This window comes from Pseudomonas sp. P5_152 (assembly GCF_033989915.1).
GTDB lineage: Bacteria > Pseudomonadota > Gammaproteobacteria > Pseudomonadales > Pseudomonadaceae > Aquipseudomonas.
In genome coordinates, this window is record NZ_JASFAH010000002.1 from 1985002 (window position 1) to 1996655 (window position 11654).

Genomic DNA, 11654 nt, shown 5'->3' on the forward strand with positions numbered 1-11654 from the left:
GCGCGTTTTTGGGTGGGTGTACGCAAAATCTGCGAACAGCAAAAATCATTGTGGGGCCTTCAACATCTACTGTGCCTGACACACCGCTATCGCGAGCAGGCTCGCTCCCACAGGTTGGGTGGGCGTATGCAAAATGTGCGAACAGTCAAAATCATCAAAGGGGCATGACTTCTGCCTACCCCTCCAACACCGGCAACACCACCCGCGCCTCCAGCCCGCCGACCTTGCGGTTTCTCACGGTCAGTTCGCCGCCATGTTCCAGCACGATCGCCCGTGCAGCCGAGAGGCCGAGGCCGACGCCGCCGGTGCTTTTGTTGCGCGAGCCTTCCAGGCGATAAAAAGGCACGAACACCTGTTCGTGGCTTTCCTTGGGGATGCCCGGGCCGCGGTCCAGGACGCGGATGGTCACGTGGTCGTCGTGGCTGCGCAGTTCAATGGCCGGTTCGCTGGCGTATTTGAGGGCGTTTTCCAGCAGGTTGGTGATCACCCGCTTGAGCCCCAGCGGCCGGCCGAGGTAGGCCAGGCGCGGTGGGCCGCTGAAGGGGATGTCGATGGACTGGTCGCGGTAGTCGTCGATCAGGGTTTGCAGCAGTTCGGCCAGATCGAACGGCGTGGCCTCTTCGAGACGGGCGTTGTCGCGGAAGAATTCCAGGCTGGAGTTGATCATGGCGTGCATCTCATCAACGTCGCGGAACAGCTTGGCCTGCAGTTGCGGGTCGTCGATGAACTCGCCGCGCAGGCGCATGCGGGTCAGTGGTGCGCGCAGGTCGTGGGAGATGGCGGCCAGCATCTGCGTGCGGTCCTTGATGAAGTGCTGCAACTGGGCTTGCATCGCATTGAACGCGAGGATCGCCTGGCGGATTTCCAGCGGCCCCAGCGGCTTGATCGGCGGCGCACGGAAGTCCACGCCAAAGCGTCGCGCGCCCTGGGCGAAGGTCTGCAGCGGCCGGGCCAGGCGGCGGGTAGCGATCAGCGCCACCAGGCCAGTGGACAGCAACACCAGGGCGATCACGATCAGGTTGCGCGCCCAATGCTCCAGGCCCCAACTGCGCGAAGGCATGCTGAACATCAGCCAGGAACCGTCGCTCAGTTGCATCGCCATGGCGTACTGGCCGTCCTGTTGTGGCCAGTCCGTCGGTTGATAGGCTTCCAGGTGCTGGCTGTTGAACAGTTGGTGGGCCTTCGCCGTGTTGGCCCGGGTGGCCGCCTCAGGGGTTACCGGCAGGCCCAGGGCCGCATGGCTTTGGCTCCAGCGGATTCCCAGGCTACTGTCACTGGCGGCAGCAGCCAGTTGCGGGCGTTGCGCGGGCTCGGAAGCGGCAATGACCCGGCTCAGGGAGGAAAGTTTTTCCAGCAGCCCGGTCTCGGTCAAAGGTGGATAGGCCCACACCCCGGCCACCTGGGTGAACAGGGCGTAGAAGCCCAGCGACGTGAGCATCGCCAGGATGGTGGTGAGGGCGATCCAGCGCGTCACGGTGTCCCGCGAGCGCAGGCACCAGCCCGCCCGCCAGCCCTTCATTGACGGGTCACGCTGGGGGTGAACAGGTAACCACCGTTGCGCACGGTGCGAATCATTTCCGGGCGTTTGCTGTCGATTTCCAGCTTGCGCCGCAAGCGGCTGACCTGGACATCGATGCTGCGGTCGAAGGCTTCATGGGTACGCCCACGGGCCAGGTCCAGCAGCAGTTCGCGGGTGAGGATGCGCTGCGGGTGTTCGACGAATACCAGCAGCAGGTCGAACTCGCCGGCCGACAACGGGATCATGACTTGGTCCGGCGAGCGCAGTTCGCGGCGCGTGAGGTCCAGTTGCCAGTCGGCGAACTTGATCAGCGGATGCGGCACCTGGCCGGTCAACGGCCGGACTTCACCCACCCGACGCAACACCGCGCGCACCCGCGCCAGCAGTTCGCGGGCGTCGAAGGGTTTGCTCAGGTAGTCGTCGGCGCCCATTTCCAGGCCCACCACCCGATCACTCAGCTCGCCCATGGCGGTGAGCATGATCACCGGCGTGGTGTATTGCTGGCGCAGGCGCTGGCACAGGGTCAGGCCGTTGTCGCCGGGCATCATCAGGTCGAGGATGATCAGGTCCGGCATTTGCTGCTCGATAGCCGCCCACAGCGCGACGCCGTCGGTGGCCACGGCCACGTCATAACCTTGCTGGACAAAAAACTTACTCAGCAGATCGAGGACCTCAAGGTCGTCGTCCACGATCAAAAGATGGCTCACCGGCGGGCATCACTCAACGACTGATAGTGCGGATATCTAAAACCATTCGGCGCGCCGCGTCATTTATTTCATCCTGGTCACAAAGCGACGCAGCGGTAAAAAACCAGACATCTTTGTGCAAGGCGCAGCTGCCAGGATCAAGCTCCTTTTCTACGAAGACTGTTCGCCATGCCTTTGTTCAAGCGCTCCCCTGCACTGTTTCGCAATGCCGCACTGCTGTTGAGCTTGACCTATCTGTACGGATGCTCCAGTCGCACCTCGACCGATAACCCGATGACCTGCGCGCAAGTCAGCTACCCGTTGTATGACCCGGCCGAGCCGGTGAACCGCGGGATCTTCGCCTTCAACCAGGTGATTGACGAGTACGCCGTCGCGCCGGTCGCCCGGGGTTACGGCTACACGCCGGAATTCTTCCAGCTGGGCATGCACAACTTCACGACCAACTTCAACGAACCGACGGTGTTCCTCAACGACCTGTTGCAAGGCAATGGCCAGCGCTCGCTCAACACCCTGGGGCGCTTCACCCTCAACAGCACCGCCGGCCTGCTGGGGGTGATCGATGTCTCGGACTCCCTGGAAATCCCGCGCCACAGCTCGGACTTCGGCCAGACCTTCGGCGTCTGGGGCATCCCGGACGGGCCGATCGTCGAAGTCCCAGTGCTCGGGACCGCCAACAGTCGCGATGCCGTAGGCAAGGTACTGGCAGTGTCCATCAACCCGTTCGGCGACCATAGCGATACCGTCGAGACCCTGACGACAGTGGCCAGTGTCGGTGGCACCATCGACAAGCGCGCCGAAGCGCTGCCGCTGACCGACGCCCTGCAAGCCCTGCCGGACCCGTACAGTGCGCTGCGTGACGTCAGCGCCGAAAAACGCGCGGACTTTGTCCAGAACGGCAAACGCGGCGCGTCCGGGCTGCACGACGATCTCTGCACAGAAGCTCCAACCGATGCCACGTAACAGCCCGTCGCTGATGCTCGAGCAACGCCTGGTCAAACGCGCCAACACCGGCCTGCACTGCAGCGAGACCAGCCTGCGGTTGTCGGAAGACCAGCGTGAATTGATCCTCAGCCGCTACATCGAACTCTACCGCCCCGAAGGCGTGGAGTGGGTCGAGCGCAGCCACCGGGTCTCGGTGACTGCCCTGCTGCGCTGGATCATCGCCCAGGGCGAAGCACTGCCGGTGGAGCAAGGCCAGGAGCTGCCGGCACGCCAGGCAATGAACTGAATTGCGCCGATAAGGGCCGCCTTCAAGTTGGGTTATCATCGCCGGCTTATTTTGCCCTGGAGCTTCGCCCCGGATGTCCACGCCAGCACCGCAGTCCAACCCCTCCACACCCTTGCCCGCCGTCCTGGTCGGCCCGCTGTTGCGGCGCCTGGAACCGACGCGCCTGGTGCTGTGGCTGGTAGGCTCGCGGGAGCTGGCGCTGACCTTGCGCCTGGCGCCTGTGGGCGACCTGGTGCTCGATGCGACGCGCTGCCAGGTCATCCCGGTCGGCACCCATGCCTTTGTCCACCTGATCGACATCCACCTGGACAGCGCCCTGCCCCAGGACATCAGCATCGACTACGACCTGTTGATCCGCGAGGACGACGCCAGCCTGGTCGGCATTGCCCAGTGGGCCCCGCACCTGCTCTATGACCCGGCACAATCGCCGAACTTCGTCCTGCGCAGCCGCATCGATCAACTGCTCCACGGCTCGTGCCGCAAACCCCATCATCCGGCCAACGACGGCTTGCTCTGCGTCGACCAGCTGCTGGCGACGGCCCACGAGCCGAGCCAGCGCCCGGCACTGCTGATGATGAGTGGCGACCAGGTCTACGCCGACGATGTCGCAGGGCCGATGTTGCGGGCCATCCACGCTCTGATCGAACGGCTGGGGCTATACGGCGAACACCTGGAGGGCGCAGTGGTGCAAGACAGCGCCGCGCTCTACCAGCACCCGGCCAGCTACTACCATCGCGCCGACCTGCTGCCGGCACTGGAAAGTAACGACAGCCTGCGCGAACGGTTTTTCGGCGGTGCGCGCAAGCCGATCTTCACCAGCAGCAGCGCCGACAATCACCTGGTGACCTTCGCCGAAGTCATGGCCATGTACCTGCTGGTCTGGGGCCCGACCGCCTGGAGCCTGATCGACCCGCAGCCACCGGTGCTGACACCCGAGCGCCGCGAGCGCTACGCCCTGGAACAGACCCGGATCGATGGCTTCAAGCAGGGGCTGGGCAATGTCGCCCGGGTGTTCGCCCACCTGCCCTGCCTGATGATCTTCGACGACCACGACATCACCGACGACTGGAACCTCAGTGCCCAGTGGGAGGAAACCGCCTACGGCCATCCGTTCTCCAAGCGCATCATCGGCAACGCGCTGCTCGCCTACATGCTGTGCCAGGGCTGGGGCAACAACCCGGATGCCTTCACCGCGCTGCTGGAAAAAACCCGCGGCCTCAACCCCCAGGACGGCTACCTGGACAACAGCGCCCAGGATGAATTGATCGGCGACCTGCTGAAATTCCAGCAATGGCACTACGTGCTGCCGACCACCCCGGCACTGGTGGTGCTCGACACCCGCACCCGGCGCTGGCGCAGTGAGTTCAACCTCAAGCAGCCCTCGGGCTTGCTGGACTGGGAAGCCCTCAGCGAATTGCAGCAGGAACTGCTCGACCACCCCTGCGCCATCATCGTGTCGCCGGCGCCGGTGTTCGGCGTCAAGCTGATCGAAACCGTGCAGAAAGTCTTCAGTTGGTGCGGCTACCCGCTGCTGGTGGACGCGGAAAACTGGATGGCCCACCGTGGCGCAGCGCAGGTGATCCTCAACATCTTTCGCCACTCGCGCACGCCCGGCAATTACGTGATCCTCTCCGGCGATGTGCATTACTCGTTCGTCTACGAGGTGCTGATCCGGCATCGCACCGCCGGGCCACGGATCTGGCAAATCACCAGCAGCGGCATCAAGAATGAATTTCCGCCGAGCCTGCTGGAGTGGTTCGACCGCCTCAACCGCTGGCTGTACTCGCCGCGCTCGCCGCTGAACTGGCTGACCAAACGCCGGCGCATGCAGGTGGTGCCCCATGTGCCCGAGCACGCAGAAGCCGGCGAACGCCTGTGGAATTCGGCGGGCATCGGCCAGGTGTTTTTCAATCAGCAGGGCCAGCCGCAAGCGATCTACCAGCACAACGCCAATGGCGCAGAAAAAACCCGGATGGTGGCGCCGACGGTCGATTGACCACGGCCCCACACCAACGCAGTACTCACTAGGTCTACGAAGGATACGTATGCTCACACGGAACAAGATGGTCCCCGAACTGACGGTCAGCGACATCCAGCAGAGCCTGGCGTTCTGGACCGACCTGATTGGTTTTCAGATCGCCTACCAACGCCGCGAAGAAGGCTTTGCCTACCTGGATTTCGACGGCGTGCAAGTGATGCTCGAACAGTACAGCGCCGAGGACGACGGGCAATGGCACACCGGCGCACTGCAAGCGCCGTTTGGCCGCGGGATCAATTTCCAGATGACGGTGGATCGCGTCGAGCCGATCCTGGCCCGCCTGGCCGCTGTGCAATGGCCGCTGTTTCGGCCCTTTGCCGATGCCTGGTATCGCTCGGGTGAAGTGGAGGTCGGCCAGCGTGAATTGATCGTGCAGGACCCCGACGGCTATCTGTTACGACTGGTCGAAGCCCTGGGCGAAAGGCCTTTGCGCTAGCGCCATAGCCTGCGCCGACAGGGTTATCAGTTTATCAATAATGCTTATTTGGCCCCTGTCGCGATTGACGCTCCAGGCCTGGCGCGCCCCTAATGCAAGACCACCAGAACCCGCTCGGCGGCCTGCTGGTCGGGGGCGCGTCAGCCGGTAAACAGCCCTGCGTCGCACACCGGCTTCGCGCTCCAGCCAGCGCTGGACTACCCTTGCTGCACCTTGAATGTTCTGTGCCACACCGCGACTACCCATCTGCCCGACACGCTGTGCAATCACTCAGAGAACGACCCATGCTCAGAGATATTTTAATTATTCTTACGGCATCGCTGGTGGTCATTGCGCTGTTCCGGCGCTTGAACCTGCCACCGATCCTTGGCTACCTGTGTGTCGGCTTGCTGGTCGGGCCACAGGCATTGGGTTGGGTCAGTGACTCCGAAGGCCTGCCCTACCTGGCGGAGCTGGGGGTGGTGTTCCTGCTGTTTTCCCTGGGCCTGGAGTTTTCGCTGTCGAAAATGCTCGCCCTGCGCAAAGTGGTATTCGGACTGGGCAGCCTGCAGGTGCTGGTCTCCAGCGTGCTGTTAGGTGGAGCCCTGTACATGGCGGGCGTGCAGCCCAGTGCCGCGGTCCTGTTGGGGGCCGGCCTGGCGCTGTCCTCCACGGCCATCGTCAGCAAAGAGCTGACCAGCCTGGGCGAGGTCTTCAGCCCCCATGGCCAGAACGCCATTGGCGTGCTGCTGTTCCAGGACGTGATCGCTGTCCTGCTGCTGACCATGGTGCCGGTGTTTTCCGGGACGTCCGGACAAGCCTGGTATTGGGCCCTGCCGATTACCCTGGGCAAGACCGTGGTGCTGTTTGTCGGCCTGTTCCTGATCAGCCGCTGGCTGTTGCCCAAGCTGTTCGACGAGATCGCGGCCTCGCGCTCCGCCGAGCTGTTCGTGCTGCTGGCCCTGGTGATTGTGATGCTGACGGCCTGGCTGACCCATCTGCTGGGACTGTCACCTGCACTCGGGGCATTTCTGGCGGGCATGCTGCTGGGTGAAAGCAGCTATCGCCATCAGATCGAGGCCGACATCCGGCCGTTCCGGGATATTTTGCTCGGGGTGTTTTTCGTCAGTATCGGCATGCTGATCGACCTGAAAATCTTCCAGAGCCACGGCTTGCTGATTGTCGGCTTGACCCTGGCGCTGCTGGTGACCAAGGGTGTGGTGGTCGCCCTGATCCTGCGGTTCACTGGCAGCAACAGCGAAACCGCCTGGCGCAGCGGCCTGGCCCTGGCCCAGGGTGGCGAGTTCTGCTTTGCCCTGATGACACAGATGCAAGCCAACAACCTGGTGTCCAAGGAGCTGAGCGGGCTGTTGCTAACTGCGACCTTCTGCTCGATGGTGGTCACCCCGCTGATGCTGCGGGTCGCGCCGGCCATCGCCAAGCGCCTGCACCGGGCGCCGAACGATGCGGTCAACATGGATGAAATCGCCCAGCAAAGCCAGGAACTGCAGGGGCACGTGATCATCTGTGGCTACGGTCGCGTCGGCCAGGCCATCGGCCGTGTGTTGCAGGGTGAGCACTATCGGTTTGTCGCGGTCGATGACGACCCGGCGCAGATCCAGCACGGCGCCGAGCACACGCATGTGCACTATGGTGATTCGCGGCGCCTGGAGCTGCTCACCGCCCTGGGGATAAGTCGCGCCCGCCTGGTGGTGATCGCGGTGAATGACCCGGATGCGGCAATGGCCATTACCCACGCCGTGCGCCAGATCAACAGCACCATCGAAATCATCGTGCGCACCCAGGACGACAGCCAGACCCTCGAGTTGAAAACGGCCGGTGCCACCGAAGTCGTCCCCGAAGTACTCGAGTCGACGCTGACCCTGGCGGCCCACACTCTGATCATGCTCGGCACCTCCAAAGAGCGTGTGCAACTGCGGGTCGAGGACGTGCGACGTAATCGTTATCGCTTGCTGTAGGCCGAATAAAAGCCAATCCACCGTCACTGATCAACGGGCGCGCGTAAACGGGCGCCCGCCAGGCGCGACTGTGCCCCTCGATGACGCCCGACGATTCTTTCAAGGCTAAAACATGCTCAATTCTGTCGCCCTCAAGCACGCCGAACCGCTGCATTGTCAAAGCTGCAAGTTAGCCGCCTTGTGCCTGCCGCTGGCGCTCAACAGCCAGGACATCAGCGCGCTGAACGAGATCATCAAACGCGAACGCCCGTTGCGCAAAGGGGACTACCTGTTCCACCAGGGCGACCCCTTTACCTCCATCTACGCGATTCGTTCCGGCACCCTGAAAACCTCCAGCCTCACCAGCAACGGCGAAGAACACATCATCGGCTTTCATTTGCCGGGCGAACTGATCGGCTTCTCCGCCATGGACCTGAACGCCTACACCTCAACGGCCCAGGCCCAGGAAACCACCACGGTGTGCGAAATCCCCTTCGACCAACTGGAGAACCTGCTGGAGAAAATCCCCAAGCTGCGCCGCCAGTTGATTCACATCATGAGCCGCGAGATTCGCGACGATCAGAACATGATGCGCCTGCTGGCGAAGAAAAATGCCCAGGAGCGCCTGGCGGCTTTCCTGATCAATCTCTCAGTGCGCTTTCACGCCAATGGCTACTCGGCCCATCAGTTTCGCCTGAGCATGACCCGCCAGGAAATCGCCAACTACCTGGGGATCGCCACCGAGACCACCTGCCGCACATTCACCTTCCTGCAGCAGCAAGGCCTGATCCAGGCGCAGGGCAAATACATCAAGATCATTGACGCGCCCTCGCTGTGCGAGCTGTCCGACCGCTAGGCGCCGCGGCGTGTTCATGACGCCTTCAAGACCCCATACACCCCACGCACAATCATCTCCACTTCCCGCTCATCAAGGGTCAGGGGCGGCAGCAGGCGGATGGTCTTGCCCCGGGTGACGTTGATCAGCAGGCCATGATCGCGGGCGGCGATCAGGCTCAGGTCGCGGATCGAGTGGCTCAGCTCGATCCCGATCATCAAGCCCTGGCCACGAATCGCTACCACGTTCGCCAGGCCATCGAGCTCGGCGTGCAGCCGTGCCAACAGGCGTTCGCCCTGGCGCCTGGCGTTGTCCAGCAAGCCTTGTTCCTCGATGATCTCCAGTACCGTGCAACCCACCCGGCAGGCCAGCGGGTTGCCGCCAAAAGTGCTGCCGTGACTGCCAGGGGTGAACAGCCGCGCAGCGTTGCCCCGGGCCAGGCATGCGCCGATCGGCACGCCGTTGCCCAGGCCCTTGGCCAGCGTCATGACGTCCGGCACCACGCCCTCGTGCTGGAAGGCGAACCATTGCCCGGTACGACCGATGCCGGTCTGGATCTCATCGAGCATCAGTAGCCAATTGCGCCGGTTGCAGCGCTCGCGCACCGCGCTCAGATAGCCTGGCGGCGCCAGTTGCACGCCGCTCTCGCCCTGGATCGGCTCCATCAGGATGGCCACGATGCGCTGCCCGTGATCCTGGTGCGCCTGATCCAGCGCGGCGAGGTCGCCGAACGGTACTTTCAGGAAGTCCCCCGGCAAAGCGCCGAAGCCCAGGCGCACCGCCGGGCCGTCGCTGGCCGACAGGGTGCCGAGGGTGCGGCCGTGAAAGGCGTTTTCCATGACCACCACCAAGGGCTGCTCGATACCTTTTTGCCAGCCGTACAGGCGCGCCAGCTTCAGCGCGGTTTCATTGGCTTCGGCCCCGGAATTGCTGAAGAACGCCCGCTCCAGGCCTGACAGCTGGGTGAGCTTTTGCGCCAGTTGCTGCTGCCAGTCGATGCTGTACAGGTTGGAGGTGTGCAGCAACAGGCCGGCCTGTTCGCTGATGGCGCTGACCAGCCGTGGGTGCGAGTGGCCGACGTTGGTCACCGCCACACCCGCCACCGCGTCCAGGTACTCGCGACCGGCCTGGTCCCACAGGCGGGTCCCCAGGCCTTTGGCAAAACTCAGGGCCAGGGGTTGGTAGGTACTCATCAGGTGGGTGGCGGTCATGGCAGCGTGCTCCAGCAGGGTTCGGTGTTTTTGCAGTATCGTTAGCCACCTGAGCTGGATAAACAGCCTGAAACTTCAATCATCTTGAAGCTGGAATTGATAATGGACCTATTCCTGGCCATGACGGTGTACGTCAAAGTGGTCGAGACTGGCAGCATGACCGCCGCCGCCCGCCAATGCAGCTTGTCGACCACCATGGTCGGCAACCACTTGCGCGCCCTCGAGCAACGCCTGGGCGTCAGCCTGATCAACCGCACCACCCGCCGCCAGCGCCTGACCGAGTTTGGCGCGGCCTACTACGAGCGGTGCCTGGAGGTACTGGGGCTGGTGCAGGACAGCGAACGGCTCGCCGAAACCGTGCAGGACGAACCCGAGGGCATACTGCGCATTGCCGCCCCACCGAGCTTCGGTTCCGAATGCCTGGCGCCAGCCATGCACCTGTTCACGCAGCAATACCCGCAAATCCGCGTCGATGTGGTGCTGAGCCAGCAGGTGGTGGACCTGATCGACAACAGCGTCCACGCCGCCATTCGCCTGGGCACCCCCGAGCCATCGGGGCTGATCGCGCGGCCGTTGATGGACTTCACCCTGACCATCTGCGCCGCCCCGTCCTACCTGGAGCGCCGGGGAATACCCCGCACGCCGGCCGAACTGAGCCACCACGCCTGTCTGACCTACGCCTACCCTGTCGGCGATGACTGGAGCGCGGTGGGCAAACGATGGCCACTGACCGGGCCCGAAGGCGAGGTGCTGGTGCCGGTCAGCGGGCCGATGATGATCAACAGTGCACCCGGCCTGCACCAGGCCGCCCGCGCCGGCATGGGCGTGGTCATGCTGCCCGATGCGCTGGTGCAGCAGGACCTGCAAGACGGCAAGCTGGTGGCGCTGCTGCGTGACTATCAACTGCCCCGCCGGCCGATGAACCTGGTCTACGCACCGGACCGCTATCGCTTGCCGAAGCTGCGCTGTTTTGTCGAGTTCGCAGTGCAAATGTGGGGCAAACAAGGTGCCGGGCCCGGCGCACCCAAATCGCATAAATCACCGTAGGAGCAAAGCTTGCTCGCGAGCGCGATCTCCAGGGCGGCATCGAGGCATCGCGGCATCGCGGCATAGGTATCTACACGACTGTGGTGCGACCGGGATGTTGGATCAGGCCGAGTACATATCCATTTTTGCGGTAACGGCCTCCTATGGTTCCGCCTGACGGCGGCTCACTTTTGAACAGCGCAAAAGTAAGCAAAACGCTCTTACCCCACCACTCGGTGCCTCGCTTAGGCTCGGCATGCCCGTACTCCGACATTGATTTGGGGGGCCGCCGCAATGGGCCCTCCCTGGCCCAGTGCGGCTAAACCGGCGTCCTGCCGGTTTACCCCCCAAATCAATATCGGATTCCGGCCAGCGTGGTTAACGGGCGCCCAGGATCAAAAACAAAGCGAGGCGGCCTAAAAGCCGACCTGATCACTGGGGCATGCGCGGTGTAGCTTCTACTTCCCAAGACGCTGACGAAGTCAGCCATCTTTTGATCTGGCTCTGGCTCTGGCTCTGGCTTTTGATCCTGGGCGCCCCGTTAACCACGCTGGCCGAACGCAGGCTTGAATCCGTGGGTAACCCGGCAGGACGCCGGGTTAGCCGCCCCGCGCCATGGATGGCGCGTGGCGGCGGCCCACGGATTCAAGCCGGAGTGAGGGCACACCGAGCCCAAGCGAGGTGCCAAGTGGTGGGGCATGAGCGTTTTGCTTACTT

At 63.4% G+C, this 11654-nt stretch carries 10 protein-coding genes; 7 read left to right on the forward strand and 3 right to left on the reverse strand.

Features of this window, described 5'->3' with window-relative positions; translation table 11 throughout:
- Window positions 1–175 precede the first annotated feature (175 nt).
- A complete protein-coding gene (locus QMK50_RS08940; RefSeq protein WP_095166103.1) occupies window positions 176–1519 on the reverse strand; it encodes an ATP-binding protein in 1344 nt (447 codons plus the stop codon).
- On the reverse strand, window positions 1516–2226 hold the full coding sequence (locus tag QMK50_RS08945; protein WP_095166105.1) for a response regulator: 711 nt from the start codon (window positions 2224–2226) through the stop codon (window positions 1516–1518). Before QMK50_RS08945 ends, QMK50_RS08940 begins: the two co-directional genes overlap by 4 nt.
- Window positions 2227–2394: 168 nt before the next feature.
- On the opposite strand from QMK50_RS08945, the gene QMK50_RS08950 reads away from it, so the two are divergent.
- The 6 genes from QMK50_RS08950 to fnr all read left to right on the forward strand — a co-directional run bounded on the left by QMK50_RS08950 (window position 2395) and on the right by fnr (window position 8721).
- On the forward strand, window positions 2395–3186 hold the full coding sequence (locus tag QMK50_RS08950; RefSeq protein ID WP_320332969.1) for a VacJ family lipoprotein: 792 nt from the start codon (window positions 2395–2397) through the stop codon (window positions 3184–3186).
- Entirely contained in the window at window positions 3176–3454 is a 279-nt protein-coding gene (locus QMK50_RS08955; RefSeq protein WP_095166109.1) for a hypothetical protein, read from the forward strand. Before QMK50_RS08950 ends, QMK50_RS08955 begins: the two co-directional genes overlap by 11 nt.
- Window positions 3455–3527: 73 nt before the next feature.
- Complete coding sequence (locus tag QMK50_RS08960) at window positions 3528–5450, forward strand: alkaline phosphatase D family protein (protein ID WP_320332970.1); 1923 nt, start codon at window positions 3528–3530, stop codon at window positions 5448–5450.
- Between the two features lie 49 nt (window positions 5451–5499).
- Window positions 5500–5928: a VOC family protein gene (locus tag QMK50_RS08965; RefSeq protein WP_320332971.1), complete on the forward strand. Its 429-nt coding sequence runs from the start codon at window positions 5500–5502 to the stop codon at window positions 5926–5928.
- Between the two features lie 284 nt (window positions 5929–6212).
- Window positions 6213–7886, forward strand: a complete 1674-nt coding sequence (locus QMK50_RS08970; protein ID WP_095166114.1) for a cation:proton antiporter — start codon at window positions 6213–6215, stop codon at window positions 7884–7886.
- A 112-nt stretch (window positions 7887–7998) separates the two neighbouring features.
- Window positions 7999–8721 carry a fumarate/nitrate reduction transcriptional regulator Fnr gene (gene fnr, locus QMK50_RS08975; protein ID WP_095166116.1) on the forward strand — a complete coding sequence of 241 codons (723 nt, stop codon included), beginning with the start codon at window positions 7999–8001 and terminating at the stop codon, window positions 8719–8721.
- A gap of 14 nt (window positions 8722–8735) precedes the next feature.
- On the opposite strand, the gene QMK50_RS08980 is transcribed toward fnr, so the two are convergent.
- A complete protein-coding gene (locus tag QMK50_RS08980) occupies window positions 8736–9911 on the reverse strand; it encodes an aspartate aminotransferase family protein (RefSeq protein WP_095166118.1) in 1176 nt (391 codons plus the stop codon).
- Between the two features lie 102 nt (window positions 9912–10013).
- Between QMK50_RS08980 and QMK50_RS08985 the strand changes: the two genes are divergently transcribed.
- Window positions 10014–10958 carry a LysR family transcriptional regulator gene (locus QMK50_RS08985; RefSeq protein ID WP_320332972.1) on the forward strand — a complete coding sequence of 315 codons (945 nt, stop codon included), beginning with the start codon at window positions 10014–10016 and terminating at the stop codon, window positions 10956–10958.
- Window positions 10959–11654: the final 696 nt, after the last annotated feature.